Source organism: Algoriphagus alkaliphilus (assembly GCF_900103735.1).
Classification (GTDB): domain Bacteria; phylum Bacteroidota; class Bacteroidia; order Cytophagales; family Cyclobacteriaceae; genus Algoriphagus; species Algoriphagus alkaliphilus.
Genome location: NZ_FMXE01000014.1, coordinates 1 through 16,859 on the forward strand (window position 1 = coordinate 1; position 16,859 = coordinate 16,859).

General features: G+C 42.3%; 18 protein-coding genes and 2 pseudogenes. 12 read left to right on the top strand and 8 right to left on the bottom strand.

The genetic code is table 11. From position 1 onward, the window contains the following. Positions 1 to 149: 149 nt before the first annotated feature. Both BLQ81_RS11020 and BLQ81_RS11025 read right to left on the bottom strand, forming a co-directional pair. Positions 150 to 671 carry a hypothetical protein gene (locus tag BLQ81_RS11020; protein WP_092730016.1) on the bottom strand — a complete coding sequence of 174 codons (522 nt, stop codon included), beginning with the start codon at positions 669 to 671 and terminating at the stop codon, positions 150 to 152. A 131-nt stretch (positions 672 to 802) separates the two neighbouring features. Then, on the bottom strand, positions 803 to 1,336 hold the full coding sequence (locus BLQ81_RS11025; protein WP_092730017.1) for a gamma carbonic anhydrase family protein: 534 nt from the start codon (positions 1,334 to 1,336) through the stop codon (positions 803 to 805). Positions 1,337 to 1,480: 144 nt separating this feature from the next. On the opposite strand from BLQ81_RS11025, the gene BLQ81_RS11030 reads away from it, so the two are divergent. From BLQ81_RS11030 to dinB, 3 genes are all read left to right on the top strand, one after another. Next, positions 1,481 to 2,203: a YceI family protein gene (locus BLQ81_RS11030; protein ID WP_092730105.1), complete on the top strand. Its 723-nt coding sequence runs from the start codon at positions 1,481 to 1,483 to the stop codon at positions 2,201 to 2,203. A gap of 61 nt (positions 2,204 to 2,264) precedes the next feature. Further along, positions 2,265 to 3,509 (top strand): anthranilate synthase component I family protein, encoded by a 1,245-nt coding sequence (locus BLQ81_RS11035; protein WP_092730106.1) that lies wholly within the window; start codon positions 2,265 to 2,267, stop codon positions 3,507 to 3,509. Next, positions 3,499 to 4,608 carry a DNA polymerase IV gene (dinB, locus tag BLQ81_RS11040; RefSeq protein ID WP_262481054.1) on the top strand — a complete coding sequence of 370 codons (1,110 nt, stop codon included), beginning with the start codon at positions 3,499 to 3,501 and terminating at the stop codon, positions 4,606 to 4,608. Before BLQ81_RS11035 ends, dinB begins: the two co-directional genes overlap by 11 nt. Positions 4,609 to 4,633: 25 nt before the next feature. Here the strand turns inward: dinB and BLQ81_RS11045 are convergent, their stop codons facing one another. After that, positions 4,634 to 4,870 carry a hypothetical protein gene (locus tag BLQ81_RS11045; RefSeq protein WP_092730018.1) on the bottom strand — a complete coding sequence of 79 codons (237 nt, stop codon included), beginning with the start codon at positions 4,868 to 4,870 and terminating at the stop codon, positions 4,634 to 4,636. Positions 4,871 to 5,106: 236 nt separating this feature from the next. Between BLQ81_RS11045 and miaB the strand changes: the two genes are divergently transcribed. The 5 genes from miaB (at position 5,107) to secG (ending at position 9,618) form a co-directional block, all read left to right on the top strand. Then, positions 5,107 to 6,582, top strand: coding sequence for a tRNA (N6-isopentenyl adenosine(37)-C2)-methylthiotransferase MiaB (gene miaB / locus BLQ81_RS11050; protein WP_092730019.1), 1,476 nt, complete (start codon positions 5,107 to 5,109; stop codon positions 6,580 to 6,582). Between the two features lie 82 nt (positions 6,583 to 6,664). After that, the gene (locus BLQ81_RS11055) at positions 6,665 to 7,951 is read left to right on the top strand and encodes a sigma-54-dependent transcriptional regulator (RefSeq protein ID WP_092730020.1); all 1,287 of its coding nucleotides are present in this window, start codon (positions 6,665 to 6,667) and stop codon (positions 7,949 to 7,951) included. Beyond that, the gene (lptE, locus tag BLQ81_RS11060; RefSeq protein WP_092730021.1) at positions 7,938 to 8,474 is read left to right on the top strand and encodes an LPS assembly lipoprotein LptE; all 537 of its coding nucleotides are present in this window, start codon (positions 7,938 to 7,940) and stop codon (positions 8,472 to 8,474) included. The genes BLQ81_RS11055 and lptE overlap by 14 nt, the downstream gene beginning before the upstream one ends. Before the next feature lie 30 nt (positions 8,475 to 8,504). Further along, positions 8,505 to 9,251, top strand: coding sequence for a hypothetical protein (locus tag BLQ81_RS11065; RefSeq protein ID WP_092730022.1), 747 nt, complete (start codon positions 8,505 to 8,507; stop codon positions 9,249 to 9,251). A gap of 10 nt (positions 9,252 to 9,261) precedes the next feature. Further along, on the top strand, positions 9,262 to 9,618 hold the full coding sequence (gene secG / locus BLQ81_RS11070; protein WP_092730023.1) for a preprotein translocase subunit SecG: 357 nt from the start codon (positions 9,262 to 9,264) through the stop codon (positions 9,616 to 9,618). 371 nt (positions 9,619 to 9,989) lie between these two features. Here secG and BLQ81_RS11075 read toward each other — a convergent pair whose 3' ends face one another. Continuing rightward, positions 9,990 to 10,697: a hypothetical protein gene (locus BLQ81_RS11075; RefSeq protein ID WP_092730024.1), complete on the bottom strand. Its 708-nt coding sequence runs from the start codon at positions 10,695 to 10,697 to the stop codon at positions 9,990 to 9,992. A 245-nt stretch (positions 10,698 to 10,942) separates the two neighbouring features. Between BLQ81_RS11075 and BLQ81_RS11080 the strand changes: the two genes are divergently transcribed. From BLQ81_RS11080 to BLQ81_RS11090, 3 genes are all read left to right on the top strand, one after another. Continuing rightward, on the top strand, positions 10,943 to 11,221 hold the full coding sequence (locus tag BLQ81_RS11080) for a co-chaperone GroES (protein ID WP_026970168.1): 279 nt from the start codon (positions 10,943 to 10,945) through the stop codon (positions 11,219 to 11,221). A gap of 39 nt (positions 11,222 to 11,260) precedes the next feature. Further along, complete coding sequence (groL, locus tag BLQ81_RS11085; RefSeq protein ID WP_092730025.1) at positions 11,261 to 12,889, top strand: chaperonin GroEL; 1,629 nt, start codon at positions 11,261 to 11,263, stop codon at positions 12,887 to 12,889. Between the two features lie 172 nt (positions 12,890 to 13,061). Then, the gene (locus BLQ81_RS11090) at positions 13,062 to 13,448 is read left to right on the top strand and encodes a response regulator (protein WP_092730026.1); all 387 of its coding nucleotides are present in this window, start codon (positions 13,062 to 13,064) and stop codon (positions 13,446 to 13,448) included. A 7-nt stretch (positions 13,449 to 13,455) separates the two neighbouring features. On the opposite strand, the gene BLQ81_RS11095 is transcribed toward BLQ81_RS11090, so the two are convergent. After that, positions 13,456 to 14,580: a serine hydrolase domain-containing protein gene (locus BLQ81_RS11095; RefSeq protein WP_092730027.1), complete on the bottom strand. Its 1,125-nt coding sequence runs from the start codon at positions 14,578 to 14,580 to the stop codon at positions 13,456 to 13,458. A gap of 515 nt (positions 14,581 to 15,095) precedes the next feature. Here BLQ81_RS11095 and BLQ81_RS22945 point away from each other — a divergent pair. Next, positions 15,096 to 15,329 (top strand): annotated as a pseudogene (locus BLQ81_RS22945) (transposase); the annotation flags it as partial. On the opposite strand, the gene BLQ81_RS23110 reads toward BLQ81_RS22945, so the two are convergent. The 3 genes and pseudogenes from BLQ81_RS23110 to BLQ81_RS11110 form a co-directional block, all read right to left on the bottom strand. Further along, entirely contained in the window at positions 15,307 to 15,681 is a 375-nt protein-coding gene (locus tag BLQ81_RS23110) for a glycosyltransferase (RefSeq protein ID WP_092730029.1), read from the bottom strand. The pseudogene BLQ81_RS22945 and the gene BLQ81_RS23110 sit on opposite strands and share 23 nt — an antisense overlap. Further along, a pseudogene (locus BLQ81_RS22730) lies at positions 15,587 to 16,006 on the bottom strand (glycosyltransferase family 4 protein); the annotation flags it as partial. The gene BLQ81_RS23110 and the pseudogene BLQ81_RS22730, both read right to left, overlap by 95 nt. Next, on the bottom strand, positions 16,003 to 16,350 hold the full coding sequence (locus BLQ81_RS11110; protein ID WP_092730030.1) for a transposase: 348 nt from the start codon (positions 16,348 to 16,350) through the stop codon (positions 16,003 to 16,005). The pseudogene BLQ81_RS22730 and the gene BLQ81_RS11110, both read right to left, overlap by 4 nt. Between the last annotated feature and the right edge of the window lie 509 nt (positions 16,351 to 16,859).

The window sequence follows — 16,859 nt, forward strand, 5'->3', positions numbered from 1 at the left end:
TTCCCCTGTGTGATCCCGTACCTACGGGATCATGGGCATTTCATCTGTTTAATTTTGACTAAAAACCCTGATGTTGATACTTGTTCCAAATACTAGTCAAAATTCATTAAAAAGAAAAGAATGAACGAAAAGGCTTTGTGAAGGAATCGTCAATTACCTGCCTTCACTGAAGGTTCTTTTGAAAATAACCTGGGAATCTTCAGGCAAAACAGTCCCAAAATGACTGCAATGGCCAAAACTCCAACAAGAATCCATTTGGAAGTAGTAAAAATGGATGCTAAAAAGGCGAGACTATCGTGTCTTTCAGGCAAATAATAAAGGATATTCAAGGCTAAAATATTCTCAAAAAAATCCATAATCATAATGGAAATCGGAATCCAGACAAATCCCCTCCTACCCCAAAGCTTTATCAAAACTCCGGAAAAGAATAGGCCATAGACAAACAGGTACGGCATATCCAATGCCCATAGTCCAAAACTGTACAGCTTCCGCTGTTCTGCATCCAATTGGCCCAATGAAGCATAAGCATCATCGGCAGAATAGGCAAACATCAAATCCAAGGCGTGGTCTTTTGGCATAAACTGACCAAGAAGGACGTTGGCAAGAACAAAAAGACAAAACAGCAACAGAAGATTCTTCCACTTGCTGAGGAATACATAAACAGAATTCATGGGTGATGTAACGTTGGGTTCGATGGATAAGGTCAAAAAAAACAAGTTATTTTCAAACTATTTTTTTGTTTTTTTATCGATCTCACAAAAAAAATAGTCAAACCTTACGTTCCAGAAAAACCGGCTAAGAATTACAGTTTAAATATTTTTTCATCATCCTTAAACCAAGCTGCATACATCGGGTAATTCTTGGCCGTCCGGAGTATGACCGCTTCCATCTCAGTACCCGTGTCTTTCACTTTTTTTGCAGGCATCCCTGCATAGATCGAGTTAGCTTCCACCACAGTATTTGCGAGTACCACCGCACCGGCAGCTATCACTGCCCCTGAATGAACCACGGCCCCATCCATTACGATGGCACCCATTCCTATCAGCACTCGATCATGGATCGTACAGCCGTGGACGCAAGCATTATGCGCTATTGAAACTTGACTTCCAATATGGGTTGGCGCTTTTTGATAAGTACAATGAATGATGGCCCCGTCCTGAATATTGGTATCATCGCCGATACGGATTTCATGTACGTCTCCCCGTACCACCGCATTAAACCAAACAGTACAGTTTTTTCCCATCACCACATCTCCGACTACAGTTGCGTTAGGAGCCAACCAACAGTCTTCTCCAAATTCAGGCATTTTGCCCTTTACTTTCATGATTAATGCCATTGATTCAATTTTTTTATCTTCTTATTAACAAAACCTTAATGCAAATCTGAATTATTATTTTCCTTCTGAATGAACTTTTTTTTTCCTACCGGGTTTTACGTGTATATACATATAAAATTGAGAAATCAATCCAAAAAAAACACAATGAAATTAACCAAACAAATCGGACTATTCGTAGCCGCGTCAATGATGGCATTTGCCTGTGGCGCTCCAAGTGACACTGTAAAAACTGGCGATGCTCAAGAAGTATCAGAATCCACAGGTCAAGTATTGGCACTAAAAACAGATGCATCAACTATCGCCTGGAGAGGCTATAAGCCAACAGGCCAACACTTTGGTCAAATCCCAGCCACTACAGGTTCTCTTGTAGTAGCCGACGGAACAATCAAAGGAGGCACTGTAACCTTTGATATTACAGGTCTGACTATTGAAGACTTGGAAGCAGGTTCAGAAAATCACGGCAAATTGTATGGACACCTTCAGTCTGCGGATTTCTTTGATGCAGGAAATCATCCAACAGCTACTTTCGAAATTACAGGTGCTGAGCCATTTACTGCCACTGATGTGGTTGAAAGCAAAGAAGAGTTCACTTCTGCGAACACACCTAGCTCCGCAAGTTCTTTGTCTCCTCAGGCACCTACACATTGGATCAGCGGAAACCTGACCATGAGAGGTACTACCAAAAACATTAAGTTTCCTGCTGCAGTTACTATTGCTGACGGAACTGTAAAAGCAAAGGCAGGTTTCAACATAGACAGAACGGCTTGGGGTCTTGCTTACGGTGACGAAGCTACTGCTGCTGACAAAGCGAAAGACCAGTTTATCTACAATACCGTATCCCTGGTATTGGATGTAACTGCTCAATAAATACCAAAACCCAATGTTAATAGGAGGGATTCTACGGGATTCCTCCTTTTTTTGTATCAAAATGAGCGCATATCCCTTTTTCTATCCGATGGCCTTTCCGCAATGGAAGGAAAAATTACTCTACTGGGCTGATAGCAGGTTTTCCTATTTCGCACTTACACAAGGGAATGAGCACAGTTATCCTCAGAATCCTTTTGACTCCTGTTTCTTTGCGGGCAATAAAGAGCTGTCGGAAAATGATTTATGGCAGAAAAGAGCTTTTAAAGTTGGAGTCCTTGGCTATGATTTCAAAAATCAAATTGAAAAATTGGAAAGCAACAATCCTGAATTTTTCAGTTTGCCTGATCTATGTTTTTTTGTGCCTGAGTTGATTTTCAAAATTGATTCAGAAGGAATTTATGCCTCAAGCAGGCTTTCCGCGGAATTTTTGAGCGAAATCGAGACTCAAGTCATTCCGGAAACGGGATCCGTCACCTGCAAAATTTCTCCGCAGATTACCAGAGAAAGTTACCTCAAAAGTGTCCAAAACATCCAAAATGAAATCTCGGAAGGTAATACCTACGAAGCCAATTTCTGTCAGGCCTACTCCGGGGAATTTGAAACATGGAGTCCGATTGCTGCATTTTTGAGATTGAATCAACTTTCAAGAATGCCCTTTGCAGCACTTTTTAAGGCCAAAAACAACTGGCTGGTGTCAGCATCACCTGAGCGTTTTTTAAAAAAATCCGGGTCATCGCTGATCGCACAACCCATCAAAGGGACAATACGAAGAGGTGAAACAGCGTCTCAAGACTCGGAAAATCGTAAAAAATTGTTGGCAAGTGAAAAAGAGCGAGCCGAAAACCTGATGATCACTGACCTGATGCGAAATGATCTTGCACGCGTTTCCAAAACAGGCACAGTCCGAGTAGAGGAGCTTTTTGGGATTTATCCCTTTCCGAGAGTTTTGCAGATGATCAGTACGGTGTGCTCAGAACTGAATCCCGATACTTCGCTCAAAGAAATCATCCGGGCAACGTTTCCGATGGGAAGTATGACCGGAGCACCGAAGATCAGCACGATGAAAATCATTGAACGGGAGGAAAGCTTCAAGCGGGGCTGGTTTTCGGGAGCATTTGGCTGGATTGATGAATCTGGAGACTTTGATTTTTCAGTGATCATCCGTTCTATCATTGCTGATTCGGAAGCAAAAAAGCTCTATTTTGGAGTGGGAAGCGCGATCACCATTGATGCGTCAGCAGCGCAGGAATATGAAGAATGCGAGCTGAAAGCCCAAGCCATTTTGGAACTGCTTCGTGGAAACTAATCAAGAAAACCTCCCCTCTATTCGCAAAATTATCCATGTGGATATGGATGCATTCTATGCCTCCGTGGAGCAGTTGGATCATCCGGAATGGAGAGGAAAACCGCTTGCAGTGGGAGGAAATGAAGTACGGGGTGTAGTAGCTGCGGCAAGCTACGAAGCACGGAAGTTCGGTGTCTATTCTGCTATGTCCTCTGCATTGGCGGTAAAGAAATGTCCAAATCTAATCTTTGCAAGGCCACGGTTTGATCGCTACAAGGAGATTTCAAATCAGATCCGGGAGATATTCTACGAATACACGGACTTAGTCGAGCCATTATCTTTGGATGAAGCTTTTCTGGATGTCACCGAAAATAAAATGGGATTGAAATCTGCAATTCTGATCGCTAGGCAAATCAGGGCCAAAATCAAGGAAAAAACAGGGCTCAATGCCTCAGCGGGTGTCAGCTACAATAAGTTCCTGGCAAAAACCGCCTCAGATCTCAACAAACCCAACGGACAGGCTGTAATTCTTCCTGAAGAAGCAGCCGCATTTTTGGAAAAATTGCCCATCGGGAAATTCTTCGGTATCGGCAAAGTAACTGCCGAAAAGATGCAAAATCTGGGCATCCACACAGGTAAGGATCTCAAAGAATATTCACTTCAATTTCTCATCAAAAAGTTTGGCAAATCGGGCCTCCACTATTTCAATATTGTACGGGGGATCCACCTGTCAGAAGTCCAGCCACACCGGGTCAGAAAATCATTGAGTGCTGAAAACACCTTTGAAAAAGACCTGATCACGCTTCAAGAGTTGGAAGAAAATCTCCGGCCTGTTTTTGAGGAAGTCATCAAACGTATCGAGCGGAATGGAATCAAAGGACGCACAGTCACCTTGAAAATCAAGCATTCCGATTTTACTTTACAGACTCGCAGTAGAACATTGGAACAATATCCGGATGAAAAAACCTTTTGGAAAATTGCGCTGGAATTACTTCATCAAGAAGAGATTTTGCAGTCCGTCCGGCTTTTGGGACTCGGGCTATCCAACTTGAATGTCACCGAAGAACAAATTCATTTTGGGGAACAGTTGAGGATACCTTTTGAATCAACTGCTTTTTGATCCCAAAGTATTTTTCTGGAATGGGCTACCATTTTTTAATTTCTTCCTCCATATCCTCCTTAGACAGGAAATTTCCAGCATTGATTCTAGCCTTTGCTAATCGAACTCTTTCTATCAATTCATTTTTAGAAATACGAAATCCATAAGTTGAAAAATCTTCCGCAGAAAGTTCTTTTGCAAAGTCCAAAAGTATTCTTAGGAAATCTGCATCCCCACGATCGATCAAGGAATGAAGTTCTTCTCTCAATTCGGCAGTTTCCATCTTCAATTTAGTTTAGTCCAAGATATTAGATTTTGTATGCTAAGTTTTTGAATTCCTTCTTTTAGTTATTTCGATTTAGAAAGCTTATGTCTCTTCTTTTTTGATTTTAAGAAAATTACCAGTCAACCCTGCCATTTTGTCCGCATTTTCGTAATTTCGCAACTTCATTAAGCACTTTCAAGTTTGAAAATCACCAAACTTGAAAATTATTCCAACAGACAAGAAAATTCCAGTTCATGGATCTGATTAAAGATATTGACATTATCTCTGCTGAGGAGGCACAAGCCTGCGACTTCAAGACCACAGCAGACGAAAACACCGGCAAAACAAAAAAACTCTACATCGAAAGTTACGGCTGTCAGATGAATTTCTCTGATTCCGAGATCGTCGCTTCAATCATGAAGGAGAATGGTTTTGACACCACTTCGGATTTTGAGCAAGCTGATGTGATTTTTTTAAACACTTGCTCGATCCGCGAAAAAGCCGAATTGACAGTCCGAAAGCGACTCAGCCAATTTCAAAAGGCCAAAAAGAATAAGCCAGAGCTAACAATTGGCGTTTTGGGTTGTATGGCAGAGCGATTGAAAGAAAACCTGCTGACGGAAGAGAAAATCGTGGACATAGTCGTCGGTCCGGATGCGTATCGTGACCTACCCAACCTAGTTTCGGCAGCAGAAGACGGGGAAAAAGGAGTAAACACTTTCCTCTCCAGAGAGGAAACCTACGCGGACATCGCGCCGGTTAGACTGAATTCCAACGGTGTCACCGCATTCATTTCCATCATGCGCGGCTGTGACAATATGTGCTCGTTTTGCGTGGTACCATTTACCCGAGGCAGAGAGCGAAGCCGTGATCCCTATTCCATCCTCGCTGAAGCGAAAGACCTTTTTGAAAAAGGCTACAAAGAAGTAACCCTTCTCGGTCAAAACGTGGACAGCTACAAATGGTCTCCTGAAGAAAACAATAAGGCAAGGCTAAACAAAAAGGAAGACGAAGTGACTCAGGTCGTCAACTTTGCCAATCTGTTGGAGATGGTTGCACAGATCAGCCCTTACCTCAGGGTACGTTTTTCCACTTCACACCCCAAAGACATTACTGATGAAGTCTTGCATACCATTAAAAAGTACGACAACATCTGCAATTACATACACCTGCCAGTGCAAAGTGGAAACAGCCGTGTCCTGGACTTGATGAACCGAACTTACGATCGGGAATGGTATCTCAACAGAGTTCGGGCAATTCGTGAAATTCTCGGTGAGGAATGCGGAATTTCATCCGATATGATCACCGGTTTCTGTACTGAAACAGAAGAAGAGCATCAGGACACCCTGTCTTTGATGGACATTGTGAAGTATGATTTCTCCTACATGTTCTATTATTCAGAACGTCCGGGAACTTTGGCAGCGAAGAAATACGAAGATGATATCCCTTTGGAAATCAAAAAAAGAAGGCTTGCTGAAATCATCTCTAAGCAAGCAGAACTTTCCTTCGGGCGAAATAGGCTGGATCTCCATCAGGAGCAATTGATACTGGTTGAGGGATTTGCCAAGAAATCCAATCAACAACTAAAGGGCAGAAACACTGCGAATAAAGTGGTGATCATTCCTGCTGACCAAGCCAAAAAAGGCGACTATGTGCGGGTAAGAATCTCTGAAGTTTCTCAGGCAACTTTATTCGGTGAGGTGTTGGAAGTAAATCCTGTCTTGATATGATCATCCTGACTTCATTGCGAGCGAAGCGAAGCCTGACTTCCGGACAGGCAGGCAATCTTTTTCCTGTAAAACCACGATTTGCATGATCACACCTCAAGAAATTCAAAGCGTCAAGCAGCGCTTCGGGATTATCGGAAACAGTCCTTTGCTGAATCACGCCATCCAGGTAGCCATGCAGGCCTCTCCAACCGACATGACTGTATTGATCACAGGAGAAAGTGGTAGTGGAAAGGAAAGTTTCTCGAAAATCATCCATTCGCTTTCCTTGAGAAAGCATGGCAAATTCATCGCCATCAACTGTGGCGCGATACCTGAGGGAACGATCGACTCGGAGCTTTTCGGACATGAGAAAGGTTCATTTACCGGAGCGCACGAAGCCCGTAAAGGTTATTTTGAAGTCACGGACGGCGGTTCCATTTTCCTGGATGAAATTGGAGAATTACCACTTGGAACTCAAGCCCGCCTACTTCGTGTCCTTGAAAACGGGGAATTCATCAAAGTGGGTTCCTCCAAAGTGCTCCGAACAAATGTCCGAGTCATCACCGCTACGAATGTGAATTTGCTCAAGGCTGTGGAAAAAGGGAGATTTCGGGAGGACCTTTATTACAGACTAAACACAGTACCTATTTATGTTCCGCCACTTCGTGAGCGTGGGGAAGATGTGGTGCTTTTGTTCCGGAAATTCACCGGCGATTTCTCTGAAAAATATCACGTGCGCCCGATTTCTCTCAATTCGGAAGCTCAGGTTTTATTAATGAGATATGCATTTCCGGGCAATATCCGCCAGTTGAAAAACATTGCGGAGCAGATTTCTTTGCTGGAAGAAACCCGGGAAGTCAATGCTCAGACACTTGCAAAATACCTTCCGGCGGATTCTTCGCGACTTCCAATGGCCTTAAACCATGGTTCGGGATCTGAGAATATTGATTTTTCAGAGCGGGACATTCTGTACAAGGTCCTTTTTGATATGAAAAAGGATATGAACGATCTCAAAAAACTTGTGTTGGAATCCTACCAAAGCGGTGGCATCAACTCCAATATAATGCAGAAGCATCAAGGACTTTTTGAAGATCTGGAGACGGGTTATTCTCAGAATGAATCGACAGACAGCGGTTCATCTTACAAGGTTCCATTAGTCTTGGAATCTCAGAAAAACGCATCACACAACAATGAGGACTACGAAGAGGACGTTATCGAAGACATCATTCATGAGGAAGACGATAATTCGCTTTCTCTGGAGAAAAAAGAAAAAGAAATGATTCTCAGAGCTTTGCGAAAACACAACAACAAGCGGAAATATGCAGCGGGGGATTTGGGGATTTCAGAACGTACGCTTTATCGAAAAATCAAACAATATGAAATTGAATAGGTTTTTCGCCCTTTTCGCAGGATTGAGTCTTTTCCTTTTCCAGTCATGCTCTGTCAAATATAGCTTCACTGGAACTAACATAAACTATGAGTTGGTGAAGACCTTTTCAGTAGAAAATTTCTTCAACGACTCGGGTGGAGGACCTGCCAATATGGAGCAGCGCTTCACAGAAGCAATCAAAGAATACTATCAGCGAAACACCCAACTTGAACTGGTTCGGAATAATGGGGATTTGCAGTTTTCAGGGGCGATCAGCAGGTATTCACTTACGCCACAGGCCGCAGTGTCCAGTGGTGACTCCAATCTACCTGACCGTGCAGGTCAGATGCGATTGACAATCGTAGTAGATGTAGATTACATTAATCTCAGCAATGAGGAGGAAAGCAAAAAACAGACTTTTTCCTTTTTCAAAGATTACGACCCCCGAACAGTGACCTTATTGGATGTTGAAAATCAATTGGTGGAAGAAATTTTCGAGGTAATTATCCAGGATATCTTCACTGCGACAGTTGCCAATTGGTAATTTTACTATCTTCAATCCAAAACCCGGAAAGTGAACGCAACCCAATTCCTCGACTTAATCCAAAAAGCAGATCACCTGGAAAAGGCGGATTATCTTCAACTGAAAAAAGTCCAGGAGAACTTCCCCTACTTTCAGATTCCCCATGTGTTGGCAGCGAGGTATGAGTTTTTGAAAAGTAAGGGTGCCAAAAGTCAACATTTAGCTCAGGCAGCTATCACCAGCCCGGATCGGATTTGGCTTAAAAAACTCATCGAAAAGCAGGTCCCTGAAGATTTCAGATCCTTCCAAGTCAATGACGACCTTCTTCCTGAAGAATCTGAAAGCGGACTGGATGCTGCGAAAAGAACAGCGTCCCTGAAAAATCTGGGACTTCAACTGAAAGGACAAGTTCCTGTAGAGGATGAATCGATAGTCGAAAAGCCAAAACCTAAAAGACGAAAGCCACCTCAAGACGATCTGATCGAAACCATCAAACGAAAGGAAAAGCGGGAAATCATTGACTCCAAGAAGCAAGAGCAGATTGATATGATCAAGGCGTTCAGCAAGAAGGAATTCAAGCTGGCAACAATCAAAGAAATCGAGGCAAACAAGAATACCGAAAACTTGGCGGAGACCAGCACCAAACTTCACGAAAATCTACTTTCCGAGTCCTTTGCCAAAATTTTGGCCCAGCAAGGCAAAAAAGGGATGGCTAAGGAAATATATGAGAAGCTGGCTTTGAAGTTTCCCGAGAAAAGGGCTTACTTTGCGGACTTAATTGAAAAACTGAAAGAATAATATAAACCATATGTTTACCGTATTAATTACCATCATCTTAATCCTTGCAGTATTACTGATTTTAGTAATTCTGGGTCAAAATTCAAAAGGTGGCGCCGGAGCGGCTTTCGGAGGCAGTGCTTCCCAAATCATGGGGGTAACCCGAACAGGAAATGTTTTGGAAAAAGCTACCTGGGTTTTGGCAATCTCTATTTTGGTATTGTCTTTGGCATCTTCAGCTTTCTACACTACCAGTCAGCCAAACCAATTCTCCTCTCCAAATATTGAAAGTGCAAAACAGCAAGTAGTAGCACCTGCATTTGGAGAACCACAAAATGCTCTTCCGGCAGTAGAGACTCCGGTAGAAGGCGATACTACAGGAAACTAAGTCAAACACCGGAAATAGCTAAAAAAGTCTGGCCGTAGGGTCAGACTTTTTTTGTGCCGTTGTGAGTGTCATCACTCACAACAGGAGTTCAGTGAGTGGAGACACTCACTGAGGCGGGACAATAATCGATTGAATAGTCTGGTCGAAAGGTCAGACTTTTTTTGCGCCGTTGTGAGTGTCATCACTCACAACAGGAGTTCAGTGAGTGGAGACACTCACTGAGGCGGGACAATAATCGATTGAATAGTCTGGTCGAAAGGTCAGACTTTTTTTGCGCCGTTGTGAGTGTCTCCACTCGCAACAGGAATTCAGTGAGTGGGGACACTCACTGAGGCACCTTCTTTAGGCATGTACTCACTGAGGCAGGTAAATTATGACACAGACTTAAGCAAAAGCCTTTTACTCAGCGGGATCAGGGTCTCCTCTATTGGAAAAACATGAGGGCTGTGGACTCTCCAGGTCGCTGGATTCGGGAGTTCTTTAACTTCACGAATCAGTTGCATTTTTAGCTTTTCGAGAGTGTTGACAAGGTTTTTTTGAAAAATGCCAAGCAACCAAAAGGTAATGCTTCTGAATTTTTCACCCGCCATCTGCAGCATATTGGATTTATATCGAAAAGCATGCACGTCGGAGCTTGACTCTCTTGTCATCAGCACAAATCCTTCACGATTGTAGATTGGCAAAATACCAACCGGTTCAAATTCCACTTGTTCCTCCACAAAATCATAAATGGATTTTCCTTCTTCGATTTGCCGTGTGATTCGAGGCAGGGCAAAATCGGTAATCTGTGAAATTTCTTTCATTACTTCACCGTCCTCAACTTTGGGCTGGTACTGAAGTTGGACACTTTGAAAATCAATGCCATTAAGTGCTTTTGGGAAAAGGTTACTCAGCTGAGTTTTTCCGGAATTTAACTCGTGCAAGACCCGGTGATGATCAATCAGATCCGAAAGGACGGGATAGAGTTTGACGGCCTGAAATTCCCGGTTTGCTTCCTGCAGGTAGGCTAGCAATTGGTACTTTTTGTATTCGAAATCGATCAACCCTTCGGTGATCCAGTTTTTAGGCAATGTTTTCATGGGTATGAAGCGAAGTTTAAATGGGTAATGTTGGTTTGTATCAAAATAGTAATTTCTGACATTTTTTACACGGCCGAGGGAAAAAATGACAGACTTTATTGACAAAAAAGTAACAACAATTCCCGTCAACCTCAGACTTTCCCAGCCGATTTGTCAGCCTTTTTGACACAAAAGCCCTTGGCACAGGAAGTGCTATTAGGGCAGTAGCATTTAATTCAAAATCTAACCTTAAACAAATTAATACTATGTCAAACGTGAACATCAAACCTCTTGCAGACCGAGTTTTGGTACAACCAGCTGCAGCTGAAGAGAAAACTGCTTCCGGACTTTATATCCCGGATACTGCAAAAGAAAAACCTCAGAAAGGCACAGTAGTCGCAGTAGGCAACGGAAAAAAAGATGAGCCCTTGACTGTAAAAGTGGGAGACACCGTTTTGTACGGAAAATATTCCGGTACTGAACTTAGCGTAGAAGGCAAGGATTTCCTCATCATGAGAGAGTCTGACATTTTCGCTATCCTTTAATCAATCAACCTGAATCAAAACCAGAAAATATTAAATATTATGGCTAAACAATTGTTTTTCGATACAGATGCGAGAGATCGTCTGAAAAAAGGCGTTGATGCATTGGCAGACGCAGTAAAAGTAACTTTAGGCCCAAAAGGTCGAAATGTAATCATTGACAAGAAATTCGGAGCTCCGATGATCACCAAAGATGGTGTGTCAGTAGCAAAAGAAATCGAATTGTCAGAACCAATTGAAAACATGGGTGCCCAGCTCGTGAAAGAAGTAGCATCCAAGACTGCTGATAATGCAGGTGACGGAACTACGACTGCGACTGTTTTGGCTCAGTCTATTTTCAACGTAGGTATTAAAAACGTAGCTGCAGGAGCAAACCCAATGGACCTTAAAAGAGGTATCGATAAGGCTGTTGCAGCTGTTGTTGCTAGACTCAAAGAAAACTCCAAGCCAATCTCTACTTCTAAGGAGATCGCGCAGGTAGCCACTGTATCTGCTAACAACGACGAAGAAATCGGTAAGATGATTTCTGACGCAATGGACAAAGTAGGAAAAGACGGTGTCATCACTGTAGAAGAAGCAAAAGGTACTGAAACTGATGTGAAAACTGTAGAAGGAATGCAGTTTGACAGAGGATACCTATCTCCATACTTTGTGACCAACACTGAGAAAATGGAAGCAGAATTGGATCAACCGTTCATTTTGATCTATGACAAGAAGATTTCTTCCATGAAGGAATTGCTTCCTGTTCTTGAGCCGGTAGCGCAGTCAGGCAAGCCCTTGTTGATCATCTCCGAAGATGTTGACGGAGAAGCATTGGCAACTTTGGTAGTAAATAAAATCAGAGGTGCTTTGAAGGTATCTGCAGTTAAAGCTCCTGGTTTCGGTGACAGAAGAAAAGCTATGTTGGAAGACATCGCTATCCTGACCGGTGGAACTGTAATCTCTGAAGAAAGAGGTTTCAAATTGGAGAATGCAACGCTGGATATGTTGGGTAGGGCTGAGAAGATCAACATCGACAAAGACAACACAACCATCGTAAACGGTGCTGGAGATTCAGCTGCAATTAAAGGCAGAATAGCTGAAATCAAAGCTCAGATTGAGAAGACTACTTCTGATTACGACAAAGAAAAACTTCAGGAAAGACTTGCCAAGCTTTCCGGTGGTGTAGCCATCCTGTATATCGGTGCTGCCACTGAAGTGGAGATGAAAGAGAAAAAAGATCGAGTTGACGATGCATTGCATGCAACAAGAGCTGCAGTACAAGAAGGTGTAGTAGTAGGTGGTGGTGTAGCACTAGTAAGAGCAGCTGAAGCACTTATCGATCTGAAAGGTGAAAATGAAGATCAGGACACAGGTATCAACATCATCCGTTTGGCAATCGAGTCTCCATTGAGAACAATTGTATCCAACGCAGGTGGAGAGCCTTCTGTAGTGATCAACAAAATCAGAGATAACAAAGGAAATTATGGCTATAATGCAAGAACAGACGTTTACGAAGATCTGTTTAAAGCAGGTGTTATCGATCCTACCAAGGTGACTCGTTTGGCACTTGAAAATGCCGCTTCTATTGCAGCGTTGCTATTGACCACCGAATGTGTAGTAGCGGATGTAAAAGAGGATTCTGCTGCTATGCCTCCTATGGGCGGTGGCGGAATGGGTGGCATGATGTAATCCAAATTCCACAAAAAACGAAGGAGGTCCATTGGGCCTCCTTTTTTATTGGCCTGATTTATAGGCTCCATATCAATGAAAAAAATAAAAAGGAGGGAAATACTTTTCTAAGGTAGAGGAATAATTGTATTTTGGATGACTAACAGACCTCGACCACATACTTAAAATTTTAATGATTCACTTTGATGCCATTTTTTTAGTGGATGATGACCCCATAAACAACCTTATCAATAGGAGACTTTTGGGTAAAGTGGGGATTGGCGATCAAATAGACGAATTTTTAAGCGGTGAGAAAGCTTTGGAAAAAATCAGTGAATTAAATCCCAATGACAGCTTATTGATTTTTTTGGATATCAATATGCCGGTGATAAATGGTTGGGAGTTTCTAGACAGATACTGTGAAATTTTTCCTGATCGGGAGGACAAAATTGTGATTCTCTCTAGTTCAATTGACTTCCAAGACCGACAGCGGGCAAATGAATATTCGATCGTTTCGGGATTTCTGGAAAAGCCCCTGACTATTGATAAAATCAACGGGCAAATGGAAAGATATACTTAGGGGCTATCTACTTGATCACTTGATCAAGTCTCTGCCAAATATCCCGCATCAGTAGAAAAGGCACTAATGCATCCCCTCCTGAACTTCCCATCCGGATGATTACCAGATTCTGAGAAGGAATCACCATCAAAAATTGGCCGTTTTTTCCCATTGCCTGATACATATCGGCAGGAGCTTGAGGAATTAGTGATCCCGGAAGCACAGCCTGTGACCCGGGAACCATATAGGAGGCTTTGCCATTCAACCAAGTCAAATAGCCATAACTCAAATTCAGATTTTGAGAAGCTTGGGATAATTTTTCAAAATAATCACCCAACCAAATGGAAGTTCCGTTCCAGTTTCCTTTTGCCAACAACAGCAATCCAAATCTGGCAAAAGACCTCGCATCGGAGTAGAAGATATTATTCATTCCAGTTTGTTGCCAAAAGCCTTTCATCCCAATTTTATCGCCCAGTTTCTCTTTGAAAAATGTTTGGTAGGGTTTGCCTGAGGCTTTTTCCATTACCTTTTCCAATAAGGTATAAGTGGCATTGTGATAACTCCATCGAGAACCGGGCTTTGCCAAATACTTCAGACCGGCCGGTGATGTATCATCCAGATTGGCAACTTTGTCATCAATCCCTGTGGTAAAAGTGAGCTGGTGAATCAATCTGATTTCCCGTTCCTGATTGCGGGACATGGAAGTCCAGCCTTCACCAAGAAACTTTTGAGTACGGTCGTTGGTGCTGAGCAGCTTTTCCTGTTGGGCCAGACCTACTAGTGCCGCAGTGAGCGTTTTTCCAGCCGAGGCCCAATACCAAAGCGAGTTTTGGTCCATCTCCCCTGCCCCCGTGAGCTTCCTTCCCCAATACTCCTCCACGACGATTTTTCCATCTTTCAAAATGATGAATGCCCTGGTATCCTGAGTCGGAAGCCAAGCCAGCAATTCAGCCAAAGCCATCTGGTCCCAACCGAGTTCTGCCAATGGCATCTTTTCCCATAAGGCGGATTCATTTGGGGGGAAATACAAATTAGGTACCGGGACTGGTTTGGGCTTTTGAGCCTCAACACAGGAGAACACAAAGAACACACCGAATCCTATGAGGATCTTGATGAAATTGTTCAGTGTAATAGAAAAGATGCTGTGTCCCATGATTTATTTTCTTAGAGTGTATTAAATAAATTTTTTCAAATCTTCACTGAAAAGCTTTGCTGAAGGCAAAAGGATCAGGCGATTTTTTTTTTCCGGATTTTCTTTGAAATAGGCAGTAAAACCAAAAAGTGCGATTGGTTTGCTCGCTTAGGATTTTTTTAGTTTTAAGGTCTATCAGACGACCCGAATGGATTAGGGTTTTTTGTGCAAAAGCAGAAAGTGAAAGTGTCAGGAAAACTCCTGCAAGTATAAGTTTCTACATATAAGGGTTGGTCGGTCTTTATATCAATTAAGATAATTGATTAATCCGAATCTGTCAGTTTAGAATGACTTCAGGACTTTTAATTTTTGAATATTAAACATTTAATCAGAATTTTGAGAAAAATGCCAAGCAAGTGGGAGATGCTCTACACGCAGGCAAGCCACTGGCGGGTAAACACGGAGTTTAAACCCCATTGCTTAAAATGATCATCGAATCAGCCTTGGAAGGTGAACTGGATTATCATCTGTATTGACTACTTAAATTGATCTATACGACCAATCCCATTGAAAGCTACCACAGAATGGTTCGAAAAGTCACCAAAACCAAAGGCTCATTCAGTTCAGAAAATGCTATCTTAAAACAGATTTATCTGGCAACCATAAATATCCAAACAAAATGGAAGGGTACTATTTTCGCCTGGCCTTCGATCCGAAAGGATCTGATCGCTTACTCTGAAGATCGTTTTAACCAAACTGAGACAGTTTAAAGAACACTCCAGTCGGGGAATCCAGAAGCCTTTTGTAAAAATCCTCAAATTGAAGGGTGACTTTTTGGAGGGTATGGTCAGACAGAACTAATTTACGAGCATTTGAAAGAATAGTTTCTTTTGATTTGGCATCCAGTGCCAATACCTCTTCTAGCGCCGATTCAAACCCATTTTGATCATTTGGAGGTATGCACCAGCTAGGCTCCCCATTCTTTAAAACTTCCGGAATTCCTCCTACTCCATAGGCTATAACAGGTATTTTTAAACACATGGCCTCCAAAATTTTTGAGAAGCAATTTGTAAAATGCCTTTTGCACCGAATTGGAAAGATAATACCCCAGCACTCCCGCATTGTTGAAAATCAATTTTCCCCGATAAGGATATAGTATTCGGGCCAAGGCTGCAAATTTCAAGGTATCCCCACCATTAGCTTGGATGATGTCAGCCTGGAAATCAGTGATAAATGCTTGGAATTTCCTCCAGCATCCGGGACTCCAAATCTCTTTTGTCGAAGTCAATCCAAAATGCACTACCGGGAAGGGAAGATTAAATTCACCGGGATAAAGTGAAATCACTTTCAGGGTATGACCAAGCTTTTCCAAGTGACCTGCCAATTGACAGGCAAAGATCTCCTGACCTCTGGATTGCCTGGCATGGATTAAAAACAGTATCCTCATCTTCTGGAATAAAAATCTAAGAATACCTCTTCATACATATAGTCGAGTTTGTTTTTGCCGGGTTCCTTCAGGTAGATGTCAATGTCAATTGGATCTTGAGCATCTTTTGTTTGATAAATATTGATCAGGAATCCCAGCCGATTGACAAAATAAGCCTCGTTTCGGTGAACCTTGTCCATGTACTTGACAGTACAGTATCCCAGGTCCCTGATAAAAAGATCCTTCATCTGGATATCGTCTGTAAAATCTGCCGAGTCTGATTGATCATCCTGAGTTCCTGGAGTCAATCCTAAATCCAGACTTTGTCCACTCAAAAAATCATATTCGTACTGGATACTGATCATGGAAGAGGAACGATGAAGTACTCCACCCTATCCCTGATAAATGCCCGAAAATTCATCAGGGTGGGCAAATTTAGTGGAGTCCTTGATCCGTATCCGATTGAATCGTGGTTGAAAGGCAGCCTTATCGCCAGAGAACCCAATCTTCTGAGATAAGACTGCATCAAGACATTTTCTTAAGAATTCAAAAGAAGATTCAGTGAAGCGATTGCTTGGTAATCCTTATGCCAAACTTGCGAAAAAGAAATAATGTAATTTCCAGAAGGCTAAAGTGTTTTCCTTTCTGATAGAAAAACATCAGGCTGAGCAAAAAAACTGAATCCGTCAAGTTTGGACAACCGGACACTAAAACCAGCTTCTCGGGCGAGATTGTCAACGGATTTCGTGTTGAAAACAGAGAAGAATTTTTTGATTAAAATTTTATCTTTTTTCTGTATAAAAAATTGATATTCTATTATTTAACTCCAAAATATCCGTGTCTTTGGAGAAGAAAAAAGGCAATAAACCGCAAA

Coding starts and splice junctions, on each gene's coding strand:
- BLQ81_RS11020 (WP_092730016.1), bottom strand. CDS start 671: ATGAATTCTGTTTATGTATTCCTCAGCAAGTGGAAGAATCTTCTGTTG.
- BLQ81_RS11025 (WP_092730017.1), bottom strand. CDS start 1,336: ATGGCATTAATCATGAAAGTAAAGGGCAAAATGCCTGAATTTGGAGAA.
- BLQ81_RS11030 (WP_092730105.1), top strand. CDS start 1,481: ATGAAATTAACCAAACAAATCGGACTATTCGTAGCCGCGTCAATGATG.
- BLQ81_RS11035 (WP_092730106.1), top strand. CDS start 2,265: ATGAGCGCATATCCCTTTTTCTATCCGATGGCCTTTCCGCAATGGAAG.
- BLQ81_RS11045 (WP_092730018.1), bottom strand. CDS start 4,870: ATGGAAACTGCCGAATTGAGAGAAGAACTTCATTCCTTGATCGATCGT.
- miaB (WP_092730019.1), top strand. CDS start 5,107: ATGGATCTGATTAAAGATATTGACATTATCTCTGCTGAGGAGGCACAA.
- BLQ81_RS11055 (WP_092730020.1), top strand. CDS start 6,665: ATGATCACACCTCAAGAAATTCAAAGCGTCAAGCAGCGCTTCGGGATT.
- lptE (WP_092730021.1), top strand. CDS start 7,938: ATGAAATTGAATAGGTTTTTCGCCCTTTTCGCAGGATTGAGTCTTTTC.
- secG (WP_092730023.1), top strand. CDS start 9,262: ATGTTTACCGTATTAATTACCATCATCTTAATCCTTGCAGTATTACTG.
- BLQ81_RS11075 (WP_092730024.1), bottom strand. CDS start 10,697: ATGAAAACATTGCCTAAAAACTGGATCACCGAAGGGTTGATCGATTTC.
- BLQ81_RS11080 (WP_026970168.1), top strand. CDS start 10,943: ATGTCAAACGTGAACATCAAACCTCTTGCAGACCGAGTTTTGGTACAA.
- groL (WP_092730025.1), top strand. CDS start 11,261: ATGGCTAAACAATTGTTTTTCGATACAGATGCGAGAGATCGTCTGAAA.
- BLQ81_RS11090 (WP_092730026.1), top strand. CDS start 13,062: ATGATTCACTTTGATGCCATTTTTTTAGTGGATGATGACCCCATAAAC.
- BLQ81_RS11095 (WP_092730027.1), bottom strand. CDS start 14,580: ATGGGACACAGCATCTTTTCTATTACACTGAACAATTTCATCAAGATC.
- BLQ81_RS23110 (WP_092730029.1), bottom strand. CDS start 15,681: ATGCGGGAGTGCTGGGGTATTATCTTTCCAATTCGGTGCAAAAGGCAT.
- BLQ81_RS11110 (WP_092730030.1), bottom strand. CDS start 16,350: ATGATCAGTATCCAGTACGAATATGATTTTTTGAGTGGACAAAGTCTG.